The following is a 20395-nucleotide window of genomic DNA, read 5'->3' as shown; positions in this document are numbered from 1 at the left end:
AGGCGGTTACTGCTGGCGGCGCTTCAACTGACGTTGTTGACCTCGGTCCTATCGACGGCACCCGCCGCGATATCGGCGTTGGCTACCCGCTGGAGTTCTGGGCAAACGTGAATACCACTGCAACAGCAGCTGGTGCCGCAACCCTGAACGTTCAGTTGCAGACCAGCCCGGATAACTCCACGTGGACCACGCTGTACGACAGCGGAACGCTGGCACTGGCAGCGCTGACCGCTGGTAAGCGCCTGTTCTCTGCCAAGGTTCCGGCAGGTGTTCAGCGATATCTTCGTGTCAACTACGTGGTCGGTACCGGCCCGCTGACCGCTGGTGCGTTCACCTCGGGTATTAACCTGGATGTTGACAACAACACTCCATACTACCCAATCCGCTCCAAAGTGACAGGCTAAGGTGGCTGCGATGGAAAAAGCAAAATACCGCGTCCTGCGCTTATCCCATATTCATAACAACCTCTGGCCGGAAGGCTCTGAGATTGAATATGACGGTGAGCCAGGATCGGCGCTGGAGCCGATCAACGCAGCGGCGAAGGCGGCAAAGAAAAAGGCAGACCAGAAGCGCGGCATCTTGCCTGTTGATTCTCAGCCTGAACCTCCGGTTGAAGATGAGGACAAGGAAGATGCTTCCGGTAACGATGCCAATACCTTCAGTGAAGATGAAGCCTCACTCCGTCAGCAGTATGAAGAACTTTTCAACAAGAAGCCTGGCAACATGAATGTTGAAACGATCAAAGAGCGTATTGCTGAAGAGCGGCAGAAACTGGGCGTATAAGCCTCGCTAATAAAACAGGGGGCTTCGGCCCCCTTCTTGCAGGAGTCCGTTATGGAACTGGTAAACCTTAAAACCGGCACCGATACCTATCAGGATGAGGATGGTAAAACCCAGACTCGTGATGATTATCCCTGGGGCCTGTGCATTAGCCTGGACAATGACACGCTGAACAGACTCGGTATTGCCACTCCACCGGTTGGTGGCATGGTGATGATCACCGCTAAAGCACTCGTTAAATCAACCTCTGAGCGCCAGGACGAAGATGGGGTGTGCCGACGGGCGGAGCTCCAGATCACCGATATGGCTATGGCGCCTGATTCCAGCGAGCCACCCAAAACTGCTGCACAAACTCTCTACGGTGGGGAGGATGATTAATGGCCTCCGTTATCGAAATCTGTAACCGCGCGCTGAGCAATATCGGCAACAGCCGCAGCATTAATAGCCTGACTGAGGCCAGCAAAGAAGCCGGGCAGTGCTCCCTGCATTTCGATGCGTGCCGCGATGCTGCGCTGGCCGACTTCGACTGGAACTTCGCCACCAAGCGTCTGGCGCTGGCCGACACCAACAATCCGCCACCGGACTGGCAATACGCCTACCAGTATCCAACAGACTGTGTGCGTATCAGTGCAATCATGCCTCAAGGTATACGCAATCCAACAGCTGAACAGCGAGTTCAGTATGAGGTTGGTGCAAACGAGGACCTTACCGGAAAGTTGATCTACACAGACCAGCCGCAGGCATGGATGAAGTACATCGCGCGCGTCACCGACGTGAATATGTTCGATCCTATTTTCATGGAGGCGCTTTCCTGGCGACTGGCGGCAGCCATCAATATGCCGCTGACAGGCAGCGCAGATCTCGGTAACAACGCGCTGAACATGTACCAAAGAGTAATCCTGAGTGCTGGCTCGCATAGCCAGAACGAATCTCAGGAGCCGCAGCCGCCAGTAGACCCATTCACTGAAGCGAGGTTGTCATAATGGCTATCAGCTGGATACAGCCGAGCTTTGCCGGCGGTGAGATTGGCCCGTCGCTGTACGGGCGCATTGATATGTCGAAGTATCAGGTGGCGCTGCGCAAGTGCGATAACTTTATCGTCCGTCAGTATGGCGGTGTGGAGAATCGCCCGGGAACGCGCTTCGTAGGCGAAGCAAAATATTCAAACAAAAAATGTCGCCTTATTCCGTTCCAGTTTTCGACAGTTCAGACCTATGCGCTGGAGTTCGGCGATGGCTATATGCGCGTTATCAAAGACGGCGCGTATGTGCTCAACAGCAGCAATGTGATTTACGAACTGGCGATGCCATATACTGAAGCTGACCTGTTCCGCATCAAATTCACGCAGAGCGCCGACGTGCTTACGCTGGTTCACCCGGCATACCCGCCGAAAGAGCTGCGCCGCTATGCTCACGACAACTGGCAGATCGTCGATGTCACCACCAAAAACGGACCGTTCGAAGATATCAACGTTGACGAGTCAGTGAAGGTTTACGCCAGCGCCAGCACCGGCACAATTACGCTGACAGCCAGCTCATCCATCTTTGGTGCTGAGCAGGTCGGAAAACTTTTTTACCTTGAGCAGCCAGCTGTTGATTCTGTTCCTGTCTGGGAGACCAGTAAGACCACCGCCATCAACGATGTTCGCCGCGCTGACAGCAACTACTACCGGGCCAATACAGCCGGGAAGACAGGTACTCTTCGCCCATCGCATACTGAAGGTATGTCATGGGATGGCTGGGGAGGAACAGGATCAACTGATACCGGTATTCAGTGGGAGTACCTGCACAGCGGCTTTGGCATTGTGCGCATTACTGCAGCGTCAGGGACAACCGCCACGGCTACGGTGATCAGCTATATCCCGTCTCAGGTCGTTGGATCGGCGAATGGAAGCTATAAGTGGGCGCGCTACGCATGGAATAGCGTCAACGGCTACCCAAGCACGGTAGTATATTACCAGCAGCGCCTTTACTTCGCCGCATCTACCGCGTACCCGCAAACCATCTGGGCGAGCCGGACGGGTGACTATAAAGACTTCGGCAAGAACAACCCTATTCAGGATGACGATCGCATCATCTACACCTACGCCGGGCGGCAGGTGAATGAGATCCGCCATCTTATCGACGTCGGTAGCCTGGTCGCGCTGACATCCGGCGGTGAATATACGATATCCGGAGACCAGAATAAGGTGCTCACGCCGTCGGCATTCTCGTTCAGTTCACAGGGAAACAACGGTTCCAGCAACGTTCCTCCGATCGCAGTGGCAAACATCGCACTGTTCATCCAGGAGAAGGGTAGCGTGGTCCGTGATCTGGCCTACTCCTTCGACGTCGACGGGTACCAGGGAACTGACCTTACCATACTGGCAAACCACCTGTTTCAGAAGCGCAGCATTGTCGACTGGTCATTCTGCATTGTGCCGTACAGCAGCGCGTTTTGCGTTCGTGACGACGGAAAACTGCTGGTGCTGACCTATTTGCGAGATCAGCAGGTGTTCGCCTGGGCTCCGCAGTCCAGCGCCGGAAAGTATGAAAGCACCTGCTCTATCAGCGAAGGCAGCGAGGACGCTGTTTACTTCGTGGTGAACCGTACCATTAACGGGCAGACGAAACGTTACATTGAGCGCCTGTCAAGCCGCCTGTTTACAAGCGATGAAGATGCGTTCTTTGTCGATTGTGGCCTGAGTTATGACGGACGCAATACCTCAACACGCACAATGACCATCAGCGGCGGCACTGGAGACTGGAGTTATCAGGCCGACTACCCGGTGACGATTAGCGGTGGGACATATTTCGTAAGCACTGACGTTGGCGCGCAGATCCAGTTCCCGTACTCCGAAACGGATCCTGGCACTGGCGCGGTGGTGGCGAAAGAGTTACGCGGCGATATTGTTTCGGTAACCAGCAGCACGGCGGTGGTTGTACGCTTTAACCGTAACGTTCCTACTGTTCTGCGCAGCGCGGCCACGACAAACTGGCAGATGGCACGTCAGACCTTCAGCGGTCTTTCACACCTCGAAGGTCAGACAGTCAACATCCTCTCCGATGCCAGCGTAGAACCACAGAAAACTGTAACTGGTGGCGCTGTCACTCTGGAATCTCCCGGCGCCGTGGTGCATATCGGTCTACCGATCACAGCGGAATTCGAAACGCTGGACATCAACATCAACGGGCAGGAAACGCTGCTGGATAAAAAGCAGGTCATCCCGACAGTAACGATGGTCGTCAACGCCAGCCGCGGCATATGGGCAACGACGCCTGGCGGCGAATGGTACGAATATCCGCAGCGTGAGTTCGAGTTTTACGATGACCCGGTTGATGACGCCACCGGTAAAGTGGAAGTGAAGCTTGACAGCAACTGGGATAAAAATGGCCGCGTTAAAGTGCGTCAGCTCGACCCGCTGCCACTTTCCGTTCTGGCTGTAATACCACGCCTTACCGTAGGGGGCTTCTGATGCTTAATGCACAGATCGTTCCAGCCACCGCAGAACATATCGAAGCCATGTTGCCGCATATCCGCCAGGCAGACGTCGACGAATTTCTGGCGACAAACGGCTGGAGCCCGCGCCGCGTTCTGGAAACAGGACTACGCACGTCAACATTCTGCTGTGCCGGGCTGGTCAACGGGGAGGTGGTAACCATCTTCGGTGTGGCCCCTGCATCCATGATCGGCGGCAGCGGCATTCCCTGGCTGGTAGGCACTGATGCGCTGGAGAAATACCAGCGCACTTTCCTGCGCCGGTGCGGGAAAGTGGTCAATGCAATGCTGACCGTTTACCCGTATCTTGAAAATTATGTTGATGCCCGCAACCGAGTCGCGCGCGTATGGCTGCACTGGCTTGGTTTCACTATTGAAGAGCCTAAGCCGTATGGCATCCAGCATCTCCCGTTCCACCGTTTCCACATGGAGAAAAATAATGTGTAGCCCAGCGATCGCACTGGTTGCTGTAACGGTAGCCTCAGCTGCCGCCAGCGCATATAGCCAGAACCAGCAGGCAAAATATACGTCAGCAGTGGCTGAGAAGAACGCAGATATTGCAGAAGCTCAGGCGCAGGACTCCATCAACCGTGGTAATGCTCAGGCTGATGAGATTCGACGCCGCAACCGTCAGGCTTCCGGAACCCAGGCAGCAATGATGGGGGCAACAGGTGCCGAACTCTCCACAGGTAACGCACTGGATATCTTCGGTGATACGGCACAGTTTGGTGCTCTCGATGCGCTGACAACGGTCAATAACGCCCAGCGTGAAGCATATGGCTATCAGGTGCAGAGCAGTAATTTCCAGTCTCAGGCTAATGCAACGCGCAGCGCGAACAGCGCGGCACTAACCCAGACGCTGCTCACAACTCCTCTCAAGGCTTATGGCGCCTATCAGATGGGTGGTGGCACCTGGTCTCCTTTCAGTCAGAATGCTGCGCCAATCAGTGCGGCAGTCGGAACCAGAACAGGTCGATAAGGAGACATCATGCCAACAGTACCTACTGTAAATGGTCGCCAGGTAGAGAGTCGGGGTTTTCAGTCGCCCGGCCTTCAGGCATTCGATACGCCACAAACTGTTGATGTTCTTGGTCAGGCCGCAGAGCAATACGCAGGCGCATTCGCCCAGGCAAAACAGCGTGCGGATGTCGCCCAGGCGCAGGATGCATCCCTGCAACTCAGCCAGATTTCAAGCGATCTGCTGACGAACCCGGAGACCGGCCTGCTCAACATGCAGGGTAAAAATGCACTTGGTAAGGGGCAGGAGTACACACAGCAATTCGACTCGAAGATTGAGCAGATTGCGATGACGCTGCCAGAATCAGCTCGTGCTGGTTTCATGCAGCAGGCGCAGCAGCAGCGCGTTCAGTTTACATCGCAGGCTGGGCGCCATGAGATCACCCAGCTTAATGCCTATGAGGAAGGGCAGTTCCAGGCGACGCTGGCGAACAACGGGAAACTGGCTGCAGCCGCATACGGCGATAATGCTAACTATGTGCTGTACAACCAGCAGACATTCCAGCAAATAGACGATTACGGCGCTGCGCATGGCTGGAGCTCCGAGCAGATTCAGGCGAAAAAGATTGAGTTCAAGGAGAAGGTTGCCGATGCTTCGCTATCTCAGTGGTCAGCCAATAATGCTATCGACTTCATTCACAGTAATGGCGAACTGAGTGACACGGCAACAGGCTCGCGCCGTGCGGTATCTGAAGGTGGTAGCGGTGATGGTGCCCGCGGCATTCGCAACAACAATCCAGGTAACCTCGAGTACAGCAAAACCAATCCGTGGATTGGCCAGACCGGTGACGACGGCCGATTTGCCAAATTCGAGACTCCAGAGCACGGCATACGCGCGCTGGGCCGCAACTTGCTGTCGTACCAGCGCCAGGGCATTGATACCGTCAGCGATATCATTAACAGATGGGCGCCTCCGTCTGACAATAACAATACAGACGCATACATCAAGGCCGTCTGTGCTCAGCTCGGAGTTACGGCAGATCAGCAACTTGATGCGTCAAACCCTGACACGCTCAAGGCGCTGTGCGCCGCTATCATCCATCACGAGAACGGCAGCCAGCCGTATACTGACCAGCAACTTTCTACTGGCGTAAGCGCGGCAATCGGTCTCTCTCAGTTGCCGACCAGCACCAAACGCTACACAGGCAACGCGGCATTCGATGCGGCATCTCCGGAGGCGCAGGCAACCTTCCTTCGTCAGGCCGATCAAATCCGCAAGCAGCAGCAGGCGGAGTATCGCACCAGCATTGACAGCCAGGTCCGCGACGCAACAGCGGCCTACATGCGAGGCGTGGATTTCCCTGATGCACCAACACAGAATGACTTTATGGCAGCATACGGCGTGCGCGAAGGTAATCTGAGGTACACGGAGTTCAAAAACACGCAGATCGCCGGGCAGTACATTGGCTCATTCCGCAATATGCCAACCAGCAGCATTACGGCATACGTTGACCAGCTTCGCCCAGGCACTGGAGAAACAGGAGAAGGTTACGCCTCTCGCGCTGAATTGTTCGATCGGGTGTCGGCGGCGGCCACGAAAGTGATCAGCCAGCGCCAGAACAACCCGTTTAATGCTGCGGTTGAGATCGGAGCGTACAAGCCGCTGTCCAGTAATAATCCGAACGACATCACGGCAGAGGTTGCCAACCGGTTCTCATCTCAGGAAAGCCTGCGCGCGCTGGGAATCAATGCGCCGATCCTTTCCAGTGAAGAGGCCGCTGCTCTTTCCGAGCAGGTGCGCGGCACCAAAGACGTAAACCAGACCATCAGCCTGTTGCAGAGCATGGGTGAAACGCTATCTGCACCGGCGATGCGCCAGGTGGCTTCAGCTATCGCGCCGAACAACGCAGCAACGGCCTATTCTGCGCTGCTGCTTGGCACGCCGGATAATCAGTACGACAACACCAAGCCGTCTATCGCCTACAGTCAGTTCATCGGCTACAAGCCGACCATGAACAAGTACGACGTATCGAAGGTGATCCTGGCCGGTGACCAGTTATTGAACCCGACCAAGGCGATGAAAGACGCTGGCATTACGCCCGTCCAGTTGCCTAGCGAAGATAAGATGAAGCGCGCATTTGACGATCAGGTAGGTAACTCATTCGCCAACAACCCGCAGGCGCGCCAGCTCAGCTACAACCTTTTCAAAGCCGCTTACGCCGGTATCGCTTATCAGTCAGGCGATGCCTCTATGACTAAAACTGATGTCGCCAACTCCGACGTAGTGGAGAAGGCCGCGCAGTACGCCACCGGCGGCGTATATAAGGGCTTTAATGGTGGAGACGTGGTAATGCCGTTCGGCATGGACAAATCCACTTTCAAGGACCGCTATACCGCATCAGCTCAGCAGGCGCTGAAAGACGCCGGGCTAAACGTCAATGCCGCGTCAAACTTCACCCCAGTCAATATCGGCAATAACCAGTATCGGCTGGTTAGCGGCAGCGGGCGCTGGGCGACGGATCCGAAAACCAACGAAGCTATCGTCGTGAGGGTTGAATAATGTCTGATGTATTTTCTCTGGCGCCGGAAGGCCAGGCATGGACCGACGACAAAACGGCGGCCAACCCTGCACGGCCTGAAGACTATGAGCCGACATTCTTCCAGGGCTCGATCGCTGCGCCGGTGCGCGGTGTCGCGGAAGGCACGCTCGGCCTGGCGCAGTCTGCCGTCGGATTCAGTAAGCGCCTGATAAGCGATCCGGCATTCACCGCTGACGTTGCGCCGACAGTCAATATCTTCCGCGTGATGTTCCCCGATGCCGACAAAGCGCTCAACGACACCTACGACACTATCGGCAAGCAGCTGCAGGATGCTCGCGGATACGTTAAACCTGACGCAGGTAGCCAGGGTACTGCCGCAGAAGTGCTGTACGGGCTTGGCCAGTTCGTGCCCGCCATTGGCGCTACCATTGTTGGCGGCCCGGCCGTCGGTGCCGCTACTGCATTCAGCTCGACGTATGAGCAGTCCTATCAGGATTTCAAAGGGAAGGGTGTAGACGAGTCGACTGCTCGTAACCTGGCAACGCAGCAGAGCCTTTTCAACGCCGCTGGCATGGCCTTACCTGCAGCCGTCGGCACCACCCTGGCAACTCGCATTGCCTCAGGTGTGGCAATCAACACCGGATTCGGCGGCCTTAACCGTTACTCCGTCGGCGAAACGCTGGAGGAAAAAGGTTACACCGAAATGGCGAAGCAGTACCGGGTATTCGACGGTCAGGCCATGCTGGTGGATGCGGTGCTGGGCGGTGCCTTTGGTGGCGCTCATCATCTGGCTGCGCGAAATGCTGACGTTCCGCCACCGTCAGATGCTGAAGCACCGGTTCCGGCGTCAGAGGTGCAGAGCGTTCCTGACGCAACCGCAGAACCGTCACCAGGGGCAGAAGCTGCTCCAGTAACTGATGCACCTGGTGCGCCGGTGCGATCTGATTCTCAGGCAACAGTAACAGAGGCAGCCGCAGCGCCAGATATTCCCGCCATTAAGCCGAGCGACATTGATGCTGCCCACACGCTGAATGAAGGGCTGTATTACGATCTGGAATCCTCGCCGGTGCTGCACGCCAGCAATGAGAGCATTAACAGCCATGTGGCGGCCATGGATGAAGCGTACCGGCAATTGAATGACGGCCAGCCAGTTAACGTTGGAATGATGGCGCGCGGACTGGATGGTCCGGCCCGGCCTGGCATGCTGGAATCAGCAAACGAGCAGTACCATGCAATGCAGCAGGTTTTCGAAGAGAATGGTGTCAGGTATGAAACGCCGTCAGAATTAGCCGGTGAACCTCCGGCTCCGCGCACCGAAAGTGCATTCACGGCGGCAGACGAAACTGGCGGGCAGGTAAGTGTCGACCCCGACACCGGCCAGGCGATTTCATCAAACAGTTACGACCTGATGGCGGCGCGAGATATGGCGACCACCAATCCGGATCTGACAATTACGCACCCAGACACCGGTCAGCCGGCGAAACTCTCCGATGTGCTGGCTGAATTTGATGAGCAAATCCAGACCGTGCAGAACGAATCGAAAGTGTATTCCGTCGCCGCCGCGTGCTTCCTGAGGAACCCATAATGAAACAGGCATGTGTTGAAGCCATTGCGCAGACACTTGGCCGCCAGCCAAAGGCTGACGAGCTGAAAGGTATTGAGGACCGTATCAAAGAAGCCGTGCGACAGGTGCATAAAAAGAATGCCAGGGAAGGCAAGACTGGCATCCCTGATGCACAGACGTACATGGAGGCCGCTGATCTGGTTCGTCAGCGCGTTGTGCATGACGTATATAAGAAGCGCCAGCGCGTCGCTCAGAACGCGATAGCCATCAGCAGGGTGACAGATACCCTTGACGCCAATATCCCGCCAGAGCAGCAAACACCCGCTAATCTTCAGCAGTTTATCTTCTCCGGTCGGCGGACAACTGACGGAAAAGATATTGCCGTTACCTCGGCTGAGGAACTTGCCACCGGTGCATATCAGGACTGGTCACGCCAGCTCAGCGCTGAATTGCTCAAGGCCGGTGATGATGTACGAAAATTCTTCGAGCAGAGCAAAGCGCTTGGCGAGCAGCGCTTCCGCAGTCTGTTCGACCAGCAGGCTGCGAAGTCCGCACAGTTCCAGATCCTGAAAGAGCTTTACGGCGAGGATACCGGGAACCCACAGGCGAAGAAAATCGCACAGGTCTGGAATGACGTCACCAGCCGGGCCCGCCAGGAGATGAACGACAACGGGTTTGATATCGGACTGCGCGACGACTGGCACCTGCCGTATGTCGACGACGCTGATTTTATCCGCAATGCCGGGCGCGATGAGTGGCTGGCATCGTTGCCGGTGGCAGAGCAGGCTAAAGCGCGCCTTTCCGGCCGCCAGCCGCCGATTGAATTCGCCCGCCAGGCATGGGTGGACGACGTTTACAATACGCAGGATCGCAGCAACTACGTGAATCCAGACGGCAGCCCGATGAATGACATCGAGTATCGACAGGCGCTGGAGGCGATCTTTGAAACAAAGGCTACCGACGGCGCGAACAAAATCGACCCGGGCGCATTCATGGGCACCGGTGGGATAAAAAACCGTGGTTCGCAGAGCAGGGTTATGGCGTTCAAGGATGCTCAGTCGCACTTCGCATACATGGAACGCTACACCCAGCAGCCGGTGGCGGGCGTAATGATGTCGCACCTGCAGTCATCATCCCGTGATCTTGGTGTCGTTAAAGCGTTCGGCCCGGACGCCGCCCGCAACTTTTCCCTGGTGCTGGACCGCGTATACCAGCGCGCTGTCACCGGTGGGAAGGAGGTAGGCAAGATGAACGACGAGCGCAAGATGGTTGAGCGCATGTTTAACTCAATGGCCGGTCTTAACGGTGCGGCCACGTCGAGCGTGTTCACGTCGGCGGTTGGCGGCCTGCGCAACCTGATGACCAGCGCCATGCTCGGCACCAGCGTACTGACGGCAACCAGTGACCAGGCGATCATGCGAGCCAATGCCCAGGCTCTTGGCTTTACCCGTGACGGTATGCGACTGTCTGCAAACACCATTCGCAACCTGTTCAGCGGTGACGCCAAAAAGGCCAACGCAGAACTCGGCCTGCTGGTGGATTCGCATGCTGCTGTCGTCTCGAAGATGGGAGGCTTTGACCTTTCTCGCGGCATAACAGGCTGGTTTGCAGAAAATACCCTGAAGTGGTCCGGGCTGATAGCCATGGACCGCGCCAACAAAGCATCGTTTGGCCTGCTGATGTACAAAAACATTGGCGAACTGACCCGCAAATTTAAGACGCTGGATGATGTTAAGGGATCGGATAAGACCATCCTGGCTAACAAAGGCTGGAGTAATGAGGACTGGGCCATCATGGCAGCGGCAGACCTCCAGCCTATGACCACCGCAGGACATATGGGCATGACGCCTGATGCCATTTACGCCGTGCCGGATGATGTGATCGCCGAAATCATGTCAGACCGCATTGCGCAGGTTCGCGCAGGTAGTGACACAGCACTGGCCGCGCTTGGAGATCTCCCTCCTGAACGCCTGAAGAGAATGAAGGAAGCATTCGACGCAGAGGCCGAACAGACTATCTCAAGGATAGTCAGAAACGCCCGCGCTGAAGCAGCGCAGAAATTGCTCGGGATTACGCATGGTGAAATGACCAGCGCTGTAACGACAGCCACCGGGCTGGATACATACGCCCGCGACGATGCCGGGCAGCTGATAAAGAGCTTCATGCTCTTCAAAACAACGCCGTTCGCCGGTTTCCGGCAACTGGTTAACCGGGCGAATGATCTTGATACTGTCCCAGCTCTCAAATTCCTGGCTTCGTATATTGCAGGAACGACACTGGCTGGCATGTTCGCTAACCAGATGAACAGCCTGCTGACAGGTAATGACCCGCTTGATATGACAAAGCCAACGACATGGGTGCAGGCGCTGTTGAAGGGCGGCTCATTCGGTATCTACGGCGATTTCCTCTTCCAGGACCATACGCAATATGGCTCAAGTATAGCGGCCACCATTGGCGGCCCTGTGCTGAGCTTTGCTGAACAGTTGACCAAGTTGCTGATCACGAACCCGCAGAAGGCATTACAGGGGGAAGAAACATCGTTCGGTGCCGACGCGCTGAAAACCGCCCGCATGATAACCCCATTTGCCAACCTGTGGTACGCGAAAGCCATTACCAACCACCTGATACTGCAGCAACTTCAGGAGATGGCAAACCCAGGGTACAACGACAGGGTAAGGGACCGTGCACAACGTGAATTCAACACGACGAGCTGGTGGGAACCTGGCGAGACAACGCCACGCCGCGCACCAGACCTCGGAAAGGCAGTGGGGCAATGATGGATATATTGATAAAGATAGGAATGATTCTGTTCTGGTTTGCTGCAGTAGTTGTCTGCGGTACGGGGTATCTATGGGCGGTAATATTCGCGATCAGGAAAGGATGGCTTGGTGAGAGATCAGCGAAGGTCGTTTATTTTTCGACCTTCGTTATCCTCGCGGCGGTAGTGTTTAATCTGCCGTTGCTGTGACATGTCACAAGGCCGCTATGCGGCCTTTTATGTCGTTTCCTGCTTCAGTTTTTCCACACAGTAATCGAGATGCATCTGCAGATCCTTCATGGACATCTGCGAGCTGGTGACGTAGTTCACCAGGGCAGTCAGCTCTGCCATCGGGCCATCAACATTAAACCCGTCCTCATTCAGTTGTCGCAGCAACGTCATCAGGTGTGATTCTTCAACAAGGGAGCGGACGCCTCCCGGCGTGTGTATGCGTTCGGCAAATCCTTTTTCCAGCGGGTGATGATACTGACGTTGCATCTCATATTCTCCATGCAATTACTGTATGAATGTACAGTAGCAAAACTTTGAAACACTATCCAGTAGATAAATTTGAATTACCTAATGGGTAATATGTTGCGTGTTTCTTATTCAAACAATTCATATAAGGTTTGATGGGTAATAAACTGTCCAGATGATGCATGCGCGCCGGGCGCTGCTTTACTGGAGACAGGCCATGACGGTATCAACCGTAGTTGACCATAACGATTACACCGGGAACGGCGTTACGACATCATTCCCGTACACCTTCCGAATTTTCAAGAAAACAGATCTGACAGTCTCAGTCATTGACCTGAGCGAAAACATCACGGTGCTGGTGCTGGACACCGATTACACCGTGACAAACGCAGGTGGCTATAACGGCGGCAGTGTGGTACTCACTTCTCCACTGGCGGATGGTTGGAAAATCACTGTAGCTCGAGAGCTGGAGGCCACGCAGGAAACTGACCTGAGGAATCAGGGTAAGTTTTTTGCAGAGGTGCATGAGGATGCATTCGATAAGTTGACGATGCTTATCCAGCAGGTCGGAACTATGTTCAGCCTGGCGCTACGCAAGCCTAACAGTATTGCTAACTGGTATGATGCGCTGAATAATTATATTCGCAACCTGAAAGACCCACGCGACCCTCAGGACGCGGCAACGAAGAACTATGTTGACACACTTTCAAGTAGCAGCATTGGTCGCACTCTCCGCGTTCCTGAGCAGATACCTCAACTCCCTAACGCCGCTGCAAGGGCAAATAAAATTCCCGCATTTGACAACCTTGGGAACCCGATCGTTGTCATTCCTCCATCAGGTTCTGCATCAGACGTTCTGATTGAGCTTGCAAAACCAACCGGTGCCGGTCTAATTGGAACGACATCAGGCGGGACTGTTCAGTCTGATCTCAACAAGCTAAATAAACAAAACGATGCCTTTGCTTACGTTGAGGATTACGCATCGTTAGTAGTGTCTGGTGACTGGACGGCGGCCATTAACGCGGCATTTGCGACTGGTAAGCCGGTAGCTGGTAAGGGGCCCTATAATGTATCAGGAATAATCAACACAAAAGGTCAGCGCATAGTTAGTCCTTTCGTTATAAACACAACAAGATATTCGCTTGGAGCGGTTACAGCACAGACAATAGATCCAGACTCAGAAAGCATACGCATGCTATATCTTGAAAGTGCGTATGATCTTGCTGAGCTTCTACACATCAAGGCTTTAGGTTTTAACACAATCAACCACTACTGTTATTTTGCTAATAACGGAACGATAGACGCTTCTGGCACGGCAGAACAGTTGCTTGATAATGCTCGTACAGCCGGGCTACGAGTTAATCTTGGAACTGAAAGCCAGCGCGCCACTACAAGCCTCAGTGAGTTTGTAAATGCTACAAAGGATCACCCGGCGACATGGGGGTACAGTGTTTATGATGAACCTGCAACGCGCGGATTTACTGTTGCACAGCAGGACGCAAAAATATCCTCGATGAGAGCATTAACGACAAAGCCGTTAAGCTTTGTAGATCTTATCTCAGTTAGTACTGGTATATTTAACCAGGTATTCAGTACAAACTATGATATTGCTTTCGTTGACTCATACAGCCGTTACTACTCAAGCGGAACATACGCCCAATGGTTAAAGGACGACCTGAATAAGTTTCGCTATGATTTCGGTGGTGTATCCCAAATGACTGGCCTGAAGGTAATTCCTGTTGTTTCTGCTTTCGTGGCTAATTCATCAGATGTTTATTATAGTCGTGATGTTGATCAGATCGTATCTGCCAGCACAATTTTCGGTAAAGTTGCAGAGGGCAATTTTGGGGCGTTTGTTTGGGATGGTGTATCTGGAAGTTTTTCCGGAGTTGTGCGCAATACTGCTAAATTAAAAAGTCTTGTAAAAGACCTTACAAGCCAGAGAAAGCGCAATCCTATTAAATTTTCAGCAATCATATTTGGTGGTTCTCCATCACAAACAAAATGGGGTATCCAACAAGTAATTGATACGAGAAAGATAACTGATTCATCAACATCTGATCCTAATGTGCAGGGAAACTCATACCCCATCAGGCTAAGGACTGGTGCGTCAGAAACAGACAGGACAACAACAACTGCCAGCTCTGATTATAGCGGAATTGGGTTTAAGGGTGCTTTCGCATCATGGAATTCAGGAATAAGAACAGGGAAGCATATCAGATTATCATTAGAGTATTTTAACATATTGTCATCTGCTGCTGGTACGTTCTCAGTAATAAGCACAGATGATAATGGGTATACTATTTCAAGCGCACTGTACTCTTCCGGCGTAGGCAGCAGCACGGTTATAAATGCTGACATTACACCAGGTGATATCGGTGTAAGCCCGGACTCTACATTGATTCTTAGAGTCACAGTCAGTGGTGATGTGACAACACTGTACAGGAAATTTATCAGAGGGTTGATTGTAACGTCAGATTGGTGAAACAAGGAGGGCGAAAGCCCTCCTGATATATAACTATTTAGCTGCGATAATCTTTCTACCTAATGAGAATTCTTTTCCTGATGCTATTATCATCAACAGAACGAAGAAAAACTCACCCTTTACAAACAAGTTATCGAATATCATAAAGAATGATAACACAGAGAAATAAACAACGAAGGCTCTTCTGTTCCTTTTGGTTGTAAGAAGTATTCCGACTATATATAGCATCAACTGAAATACTATCTGAATCAAAATCCCAGCGAATCCGAGTATTCTAGCGCTTGCTGAAAAAGCAGTTCCAGCATTCAGATGCTTCATCACCATGTCTATCTCAAATGGTTCTGAAAAATACTTTGATACAGTATCAGGAACTATTACAGACATTATGTAACTGCCTTCGCATGATCCGTAAGCTATAGACATATTACAACTATCACCATACTGGTAGTATGAATCAAGATTCTGAATTAGATTGTATACAGGGCTTGCGATGTACAGCCATAGCCAGTACATGGTATCTCCAATGCGCATGCCATCAGCATTAGCACCGCCTACTCTATAAATATAATCGTTAACATAATCACCTGATAGCTGCTGTCTTAGATTGCCCAGAATCCCAAAAATAACCACCACTGCCACAAATGAAACAATAAGATATAGCTTATTCTTTTTGTTAAACCTTGTTTTGGATGCTATGGCAATGACCACAATAATGAAAGAAACTATCATCATTTGTCGCGACAGCATTAAAGCAGACATGATTATTGCGTATGTAAGAGATAGTGCTACATCTCTCTTTCTTCCATATACAGATGCCAACAGAACAGCCATAATTATGAATGAATAGAATATTACGTGGAAGACAGGTAGTGTTACTGCGTTCTCTCGGCCCACAAGTATTGGCATGCCACCAATGGAAAACTCTATTGCAAACCCTGCCACTGAAATAAGCACGAACATCTTCCATGATGAACCGTCATTTCCATTATCTACATACACATCGCGCTTAAAGAAAAAAGAAATAAATATATAAACAAGGCAAATTGTAGATAGCAATATTATGTAGAAGATATCAGGTGATTTATAGAAATAAGAAAGGTCCATCAATGAAAATACTATACCCAATAAAAGCGCTGCACCAATGTTTGCAGGGTATGAAAGAATTCTGAACATCTTATCACCACATATAATGAGGAAGAGCGCCGATTTGGTAAAGCAAAGCGAACGAAAAAACTGAAAGTATCAGAACTATGGCAATACAAAGAATTGCTGCATCTTTTAAAAATTTACTTATCTTCATAATAATTACATTTCATATAGACACACATGAACTCATCATATCACCCAAAAGGTAATTTTGATAGGAGCATTCTTAGGTTTTTTAAACCAGATATGGTTTATTGTGTATGATGAACTCACCAACTAAGGGGGTTCTTTATGCACATTAAACGGTGGTCACTATGGCGCATGTGCTGACAACGGAGTCGGTAAATCAGGGGTTAAGCCTGACGGCACTGGCGTCCGTGTTCGTTGGTATACCGCCTGAGGTTGCGTTAGGTGCTCTGGCTGGTGCGGTAATTTTCGTTACCTCAGCGGTAGAGTACCCGATAAAGCGCCGGTTGCTCCTGGCGCTTCTAAGCTTCCTCTGCGGCGTTCTCTTCTACAAAGCGACAGCATCCATTCTTATCGGCGTTGCCAGCCTTATCCCAACGATAACGCAGGACTCTTTTGAAAAGGGTATTGTGTTTTCGGCCGGGGCATTCGTTTCGGCTATCGTCGCTGTAAGAATCGGAATCTGGCTGTATCACCGTTCTGAAAATCCGCGCGACCTGATCCCGGGGAGAAAAGACGATGACCAGTCCTGAGCTGCTTCTCATCCTGAACGCCGCTATCTGCGGCGGCATTGCAATCCGAGTGCTTCTGTTCCGCCGTGAAGGGTCACGCCATCGCTGGTGGGGTGGATGGCTTGCCTACCTGCTGATCGTCGTGGCTGCCAGCGTACCTATCCGTACTTTCTACGGGTATTACGTCAGCGCAGACTGGTCAGAAGTCATCATCAAAGCCGTGTTCCTGGCTGCGCTCATCAAGACAAAAGGGAACGTGGTGCAAATTTTCAAGATAACGAGGTCCCAGCATGGACATTAACCAATTCCGCCGCGCTGCCGGCATCAGTGAGGTGCTGGCCGCGCGCTGGTATCTGCATATCACTGCAGCCATGAATGAGTTTGGCATCGAGCAACCGCTGCACCAGGCGATGTTTATCGCACAGGTGGGTCATGAGTCTGGCGGCTTCACCCGGCTGCAAGAGAGCTTTAACTACAGCGTGACCGGGCTGGCAGGGTTCGTCCGTGCCGGGCGACTCACCCAGGGCCAGGCCAATGCGCTGGGCCGCCGTGCTGGTGAGCCATCGTTGCCGCTGGAGCGCCAGCGCGCGATCGCCAATTTGGTGTACAGCAAACGCATGGGGAATAACGGGCCGACCGACGGCTGGTTTTACCGCGGGCGCGGGCTTATCCAGATCACCGGCCTGAACAACTACCGCGACTGCGGCAACGGGATAAAAATTGAGCTGGTTAGCCAGCCTGAGCTGCTGGCGCAGGACGAATACGCGGCCCGTAGCGCGGCATGGTTCTTCGCGACCAAAGGCTGCATGAAGTACACCGGTGACCTGGTGCGCGTCACGCAGATCATCAATGGCGGGCAGAACGGCATCGATGACCGGCGCGCGCGGTACATCACTGCCAGTAAGGTGCTGGCGGTATGATCTGGGCATTCGTCAAAGCGTACTGGAAACAGTTGCTTATCGTGTTGATGCTTGCTGCTCTGGTGATCGGTTGTAGGATTGCCTGGAATGCTCACGGTGACCGCCAGTACTCCGCCGGGTATGCGAAGGCTCAGGCAGATCAGAAAGAGGCCGACGCAAAATTGCGTTTGCTGAAAGAACAGGAGAAAGCGACCAATGAACGTGAAGCGCAGCAGAGGATTGACCAGGCGCGCAATGATGCTCTTGATGCTGCCGCTCGCGCTGGCCGGTTGCAGCAACAGCTCGTTGCCATCCGGGAGCAGCTCAGGCAGTATAACGCCACTGTCGGCGCTGGGGCGTCAGCCGCAGACACCGGAGTTTTGCTTACCGACGTGCTCAGCAAATCTCTCGAGCGAAACCGACAACTGGCAGAGTACGCTGACCGGGCCGCCGAAGCCGGACGAGTCTGTGAAAAGCAGTACGATTCGTTGACCCGGTGACATGGCATTTTTCATGGTACTGATTTCCGGTGACGGTATATAAAACGGTACGGCGGAAATAAAGTGTCAGAAAGTTGTTAAAAGTCAATTTGTTATCCATGTCGTAAATAATCGAGTGGGAATGATTTCCCGCTGAATTAACAACCAAACCCTCTGCCTGTGCAGGGGGTTTTTTATTGCCTTACTTCCCCTCTCCCAACCTATACGCCAGCGCCACCACCAGCGACTGCACCAGGCACAGCGTCGCCGACTGGGAGCGAAACGCATCAACCTGCGCCTCTTTCACCACAAAGCAGAGATCGCTGAACGTCGCCAGCGGGCTAATCTGGCTGTCCGTAATCACGATCTGCCGCGCGCCGACGCTGGCGGCGGTTTCGCTGACCATCACCGTCTCTTCCGCGTACGGCGAGAAGCTGATCGACACCACAATGTCGCGCGCCTTAATGCGGCTGATCTGCTCGCGCAGCATCCCGCCCATGCCGTCGAGCAGGATAGGGCGGCACTCCAGATGGCTCAGGGCGTAGGTGAGGTAGGCCGCGACGCTAAAGGAGCGGCGTAGTCCGGCGATGTAGATGGTGTCGGCGTCGGCCAGCAGCTGTACCGCGCGCTCCAGCATTTCCGGCTCGGCGCGGGCGGCCAGCTGCTGCAGCGCCTGCGCGTTCGAGCGGGCGAACTCCTGCAGAATATCGAGCGGCGTTTCCGGCACGGCCTCGCTCTCCATCTCGCGGAACAGCCGGGCGCGGTCGCTGTAGCTGGCGGTCTCCTCCACCAGGTTCATGCGAAACAGCTGTTTCATTTCGTTGAAGCCGGTGAAGTCAAAGGCGTTAGCAAAGCGGATCAGCGTCGAGGGCGGCACGTCGGCGCGCTCGGCAATGACGGCAACCGTATCAAAGGCCACGCTGTTGGTGTTATCCAGCACGTAGCGGGAGACCTGCTGCAGCCTCTTGCTCAGGCTATCGTAGCGATCGCGGATTTGCTGCTGCAGTTCGTTCAGGCTGGTTGCTGTCGTCATCTTATCCCCCAAATACAGTCATATGATTCTAAACGCAAAACCGCGTCTTTTAAATGTCGGCCATCCATCTGGCAGCAAAAATGAAACAGAAGCTTCAGTCATTTCCTCGCCCGAAATCCCTTAATAGCGCACGCAGCGTCAGTGGTGCTGGCTGTTAACATAAAAATCCATCCTTGATCACAATAATCATCATTTATTTTATTTCAACTTAAAATGGAATATTTGTTTCATATATAGTGTTCAGTACACAGTGTTCAGGTAACAGTCACGTATCAACAGCGAGAGGTTAAGGATGGAGACGGTAGCGAATTTTATTCACGGCGAATGTGTCACCGGTTCAGGCCAGCGCGTTCAGGCGATCTTCAACCCGGCCACCGGCGAGCAGATCCGCCAGGTGGTGATGAGTACGGCGCAGGAAACGGAGCAGGCGATTGCCGCCGCGCAGCAGGCGTTTCCGGCGTGGGCGCGCCATGCTCCGCTTAAGCGCGCGCGCGTGATGTTCCGCTTCAAGGCGCTGCTGGAAGAGAACATGGATCGCCTGGCCCGCCTCATCAGCGAAGAGCACGGCAAGGTCTTTTCCGACGCGGTGGGCGAGCTGACCCGCGGCCTGGAAGTGGTGGAGTTTGCCTGCGGTATTCCGCATCTGCAAAAGGGCGAACACTCGGCGAACGTCGGGACCGGCGTCGACAGCCACTCGCTGATGCAGCCGCTCGGGGTCTGCGCCGGGATCACGCCGTTTAACTTCCCGGCGATGGTGCCGATGTGGATGTTCCCGATTGCGCTGGCGACCGGCAACACCTTCGTGCTGAAGCCGTCGGAAAAAGACCCTTCTCTGGCGCTCGCGCTGGCGCAGCTGCTGAAAGAGGCCGGCCTGCCGGACGGCGTCTTCAACGTGGTGCAGGGCGATAAAGAGTCCGTTGACGTGCTCCTGACCGACCCGCGCGTGCAGGCGGTGAGCTTTGTCGGCTCCACGCCGATTGCGGAATACATTTACCAGACCGCGTCCGCCCACGGCAAGCGCTGCCAGGCGCTGGGCGGTGCGAAAAACCACTGCATTTTAATGCCGGATGCCGACATGGAGATGGCGACCAACGCCATCATG

General features: G+C 53.5%; 19 protein-coding genes. 16 read left to right on the top strand and 3 right to left on the bottom strand.

Features of this window, described 5'->3' with window-relative positions; translation table 11 throughout:
- The 10 genes from DEO48_RS13485 to DEO48_RS13440 form a co-directional block, all read left to right on the top strand.
- Positions 1–404 (top strand): Bbp16 family capsid cement protein (locus DEO48_RS13485; protein WP_109845461.1); only part of this gene is annotated, 404 nt, incomplete at its 5' end.
- Positions 405–414: 10 nt separating this feature from the next.
- Entirely contained in the window at positions 415–783 is a 369-nt protein-coding gene (locus tag DEO48_RS13480) for a hypothetical protein (RefSeq protein WP_109845460.1), read from the top strand.
- 51 nt (positions 784–834) lie between these two features.
- The gene (gene gp10, locus DEO48_RS13475; RefSeq protein ID WP_109845459.1) at positions 835–1158 is read left to right on the top strand and encodes a capsid staple protein; all 324 of its coding nucleotides are present in this window, start codon (positions 835–837) and stop codon (positions 1156–1158) included.
- Entirely contained in the window at positions 1158–1763 is a 606-nt protein-coding gene (locus tag DEO48_RS13470; RefSeq protein ID WP_109845458.1) for a hypothetical protein, read from the top strand. The genes gp10 and DEO48_RS13470 overlap by 1 nt, the downstream gene beginning before the upstream one ends.
- Complete coding sequence (locus DEO48_RS13465; RefSeq protein ID WP_109845457.1) at positions 1763–4234, top strand: hypothetical protein; 2472 nt, start codon at positions 1763–1765, stop codon at positions 4232–4234. Before DEO48_RS13470 ends, DEO48_RS13465 begins: the two co-directional genes overlap by 1 nt.
- Positions 4234–4704, top strand: coding sequence for a hypothetical protein (locus tag DEO48_RS13460; protein WP_109845456.1), 471 nt, complete (start codon positions 4234–4236; stop codon positions 4702–4704). The genes DEO48_RS13465 and DEO48_RS13460 overlap by 1 nt, the downstream gene beginning before the upstream one ends.
- Complete coding sequence (locus DEO48_RS13455) at positions 4697–5236, top strand: hypothetical protein (RefSeq protein ID WP_109845455.1); 540 nt, start codon at positions 4697–4699, stop codon at positions 5234–5236. The genes DEO48_RS13460 and DEO48_RS13455 overlap by 8 nt, the downstream gene beginning before the upstream one ends.
- 9 nt (positions 5237–5245) lie before the next feature.
- The gene (locus DEO48_RS13450) at positions 5246–7774 is read left to right on the top strand and encodes a hypothetical protein (RefSeq protein ID WP_109845454.1); all 2529 of its coding nucleotides are present in this window, start codon (positions 5246–5248) and stop codon (positions 7772–7774) included.
- Positions 7774–9339 (top strand): hypothetical protein, encoded by a 1566-nt coding sequence (locus DEO48_RS13445; protein WP_109845453.1) that lies wholly within the window; start codon positions 7774–7776, stop codon positions 9337–9339. The genes DEO48_RS13450 and DEO48_RS13445 overlap by 1 nt, the downstream gene beginning before the upstream one ends.
- Positions 9339–12095, top strand: a complete 2757-nt coding sequence (locus tag DEO48_RS13440) for a hypothetical protein (RefSeq protein WP_109845452.1) — start codon at positions 9339–9341, stop codon at positions 12093–12095. The genes DEO48_RS13445 and DEO48_RS13440 overlap by 1 nt, the downstream gene beginning before the upstream one ends.
- Positions 12096–12313: 218 nt before the next feature.
- Here DEO48_RS13440 and DEO48_RS13430 read toward each other — a convergent pair whose 3' ends face one another.
- Positions 12314–12574: a hypothetical protein gene (locus DEO48_RS13430; protein WP_066019107.1), complete on the bottom strand. Its 261-nt coding sequence runs from the start codon at positions 12572–12574 to the stop codon at positions 12314–12316.
- Positions 12575–12770: 196 nt separating this feature from the next.
- Here DEO48_RS13430 and DEO48_RS27175 point away from each other — a divergent pair, with 196 nt between their 5' ends.
- On the top strand, positions 12771–15038 hold the full coding sequence (locus tag DEO48_RS27175) for a hypothetical protein (protein WP_258306103.1): 2268 nt from the start codon (positions 12771–12773) through the stop codon (positions 15036–15038).
- Between the two features lie 33 nt (positions 15039–15071).
- On the opposite strand, the gene DEO48_RS13420 is transcribed toward DEO48_RS27175, so the two are convergent.
- A complete protein-coding gene (locus DEO48_RS13420) occupies positions 15072–16211 on the bottom strand; it encodes a hypothetical protein (RefSeq protein WP_109845450.1) in 1140 nt (379 codons plus the stop codon).
- Positions 16212–16498: 287 nt separating this feature from the next.
- Here DEO48_RS13420 and DEO48_RS13415 point away from each other — a divergent pair, with 287 nt between their 5' ends.
- Genes DEO48_RS13415 through DEO48_RS13400 form a run of 4 tightly spaced genes read left to right on the top strand, consistent with a single transcriptional unit; the run spans position 16499 to position 18281 of the window.
- Complete coding sequence (locus DEO48_RS13415; RefSeq protein WP_047344980.1) at positions 16499–16903, top strand: putative holin; 405 nt, start codon at positions 16499–16501, stop codon at positions 16901–16903.
- The gene (locus DEO48_RS13410; RefSeq protein WP_109845449.1) at positions 16890–17183 is read left to right on the top strand and encodes a phage holin family protein; all 294 of its coding nucleotides are present in this window, start codon (positions 16890–16892) and stop codon (positions 17181–17183) included. The genes DEO48_RS13415 and DEO48_RS13410 overlap by 14 nt, the downstream gene beginning before the upstream one ends.
- Positions 17173–17802 carry a glycoside hydrolase family 19 protein gene (locus DEO48_RS13405; RefSeq protein ID WP_109845448.1) on the top strand — a complete coding sequence of 210 codons (630 nt, stop codon included), beginning with the start codon at positions 17173–17175 and terminating at the stop codon, positions 17800–17802. Before DEO48_RS13410 ends, DEO48_RS13405 begins: the two co-directional genes overlap by 11 nt.
- Positions 17799–18281: a DUF2514 domain-containing protein gene (locus DEO48_RS13400; RefSeq protein ID WP_109845447.1), complete on the top strand. Its 483-nt coding sequence runs from the start codon at positions 17799–17801 to the stop codon at positions 18279–18281. Before DEO48_RS13405 ends, DEO48_RS13400 begins: the two co-directional genes overlap by 4 nt.
- Before the next feature lie 181 nt (positions 18282–18462).
- On the opposite strand, the gene DEO48_RS13395 is transcribed toward DEO48_RS13400, so the two are convergent.
- Entirely contained in the window at positions 18463–19293 is an 831-nt protein-coding gene (locus DEO48_RS13395) for a MurR/RpiR family transcriptional regulator (RefSeq protein WP_008502123.1), read from the bottom strand.
- Positions 19294–19585: 292 nt separating this feature from the next.
- On the opposite strand from DEO48_RS13395, the gene DEO48_RS13390 reads away from it, so the two are divergent.
- Positions 19586–20395 (top strand): aldehyde dehydrogenase family protein (locus DEO48_RS13390; RefSeq protein ID WP_146198273.1); only part of this gene is annotated, 810 nt, incomplete at its 3' end.

Source organism: Enterobacter sp. CGMCC 5087 (genome assembly GCF_003144775.1).
GTDB lineage: Bacteria > Pseudomonadota > Gammaproteobacteria > Enterobacterales > Enterobacteriaceae > Enterobacter > Enterobacter cloacae_M.
This window is presented reverse-complemented; position numbering and strand designations above follow the sequence as displayed.

Coding starts and splice junctions, on each gene's coding strand:
- DEO48_RS13445 (WP_109845453.1), top strand. CDS start 7,774: ATGTCTGATGTATTTTCTCTGGCGCCGGAAGGCCAGGCATGGACCGAC.
- DEO48_RS13455 (WP_109845455.1), top strand. CDS start 4,697: ATGTGTAGCCCAGCGATCGCACTGGTTGCTGTAACGGTAGCCTCAGCT.
- DEO48_RS13430 (WP_066019107.1), bottom strand. CDS start 12,574: ATGCAACGTCAGTATCATCACCCGCTGGAAAAAGGATTTGCCGAACGC.
- DEO48_RS13410 (WP_109845449.1), top strand. CDS start 16,890: ATGACCAGTCCTGAGCTGCTTCTCATCCTGAACGCCGCTATCTGCGGC.
- DEO48_RS13465 (WP_109845457.1), top strand. CDS start 1,763: ATGGCTATCAGCTGGATACAGCCGAGCTTTGCCGGCGGTGAGATTGGC.
- DEO48_RS27175 (WP_258306103.1), top strand. CDS start 12,771: ATGACGGTATCAACCGTAGTTGACCATAACGATTACACCGGGAACGGC.
- DEO48_RS13400 (WP_109845447.1), top strand. CDS start 17,799: ATGATCTGGGCATTCGTCAAAGCGTACTGGAAACAGTTGCTTATCGTG.
- DEO48_RS13415 (WP_047344980.1), top strand. CDS start 16,499: ATGGCGCATGTGCTGACAACGGAGTCGGTAAATCAGGGGTTAAGCCTG.
- DEO48_RS13470 (WP_109845458.1), top strand. CDS start 1,158: ATGGCCTCCGTTATCGAAATCTGTAACCGCGCGCTGAGCAATATCGGC.
- DEO48_RS13440 (WP_109845452.1), top strand. CDS start 9,339: ATGAAACAGGCATGTGTTGAAGCCATTGCGCAGACACTTGGCCGCCAG.
- DEO48_RS13480 (WP_109845460.1), top strand. CDS start 415: ATGGAAAAAGCAAAATACCGCGTCCTGCGCTTATCCCATATTCATAAC.
- DEO48_RS13460 (WP_109845456.1), top strand. CDS start 4,234: ATGCTTAATGCACAGATCGTTCCAGCCACCGCAGAACATATCGAAGCC.
- gp10 (WP_109845459.1), top strand. CDS start 835: ATGGAACTGGTAAACCTTAAAACCGGCACCGATACCTATCAGGATGAG.
- DEO48_RS13395 (WP_008502123.1), bottom strand. CDS start 19,293: ATGACGACAGCAACCAGCCTGAACGAACTGCAGCAGCAAATCCGCGAT.
- DEO48_RS13420 (WP_109845450.1), bottom strand. CDS start 16,211: ATGTTCAGAATTCTTTCATACCCTGCAAACATTGGTGCAGCGCTTTTA.
- DEO48_RS13450 (WP_109845454.1), top strand. CDS start 5,246: ATGCCAACAGTACCTACTGTAAATGGTCGCCAGGTAGAGAGTCGGGGT.
- DEO48_RS13405 (WP_109845448.1), top strand. CDS start 17,173: ATGGACATTAACCAATTCCGCCGCGCTGCCGGCATCAGTGAGGTGCTG.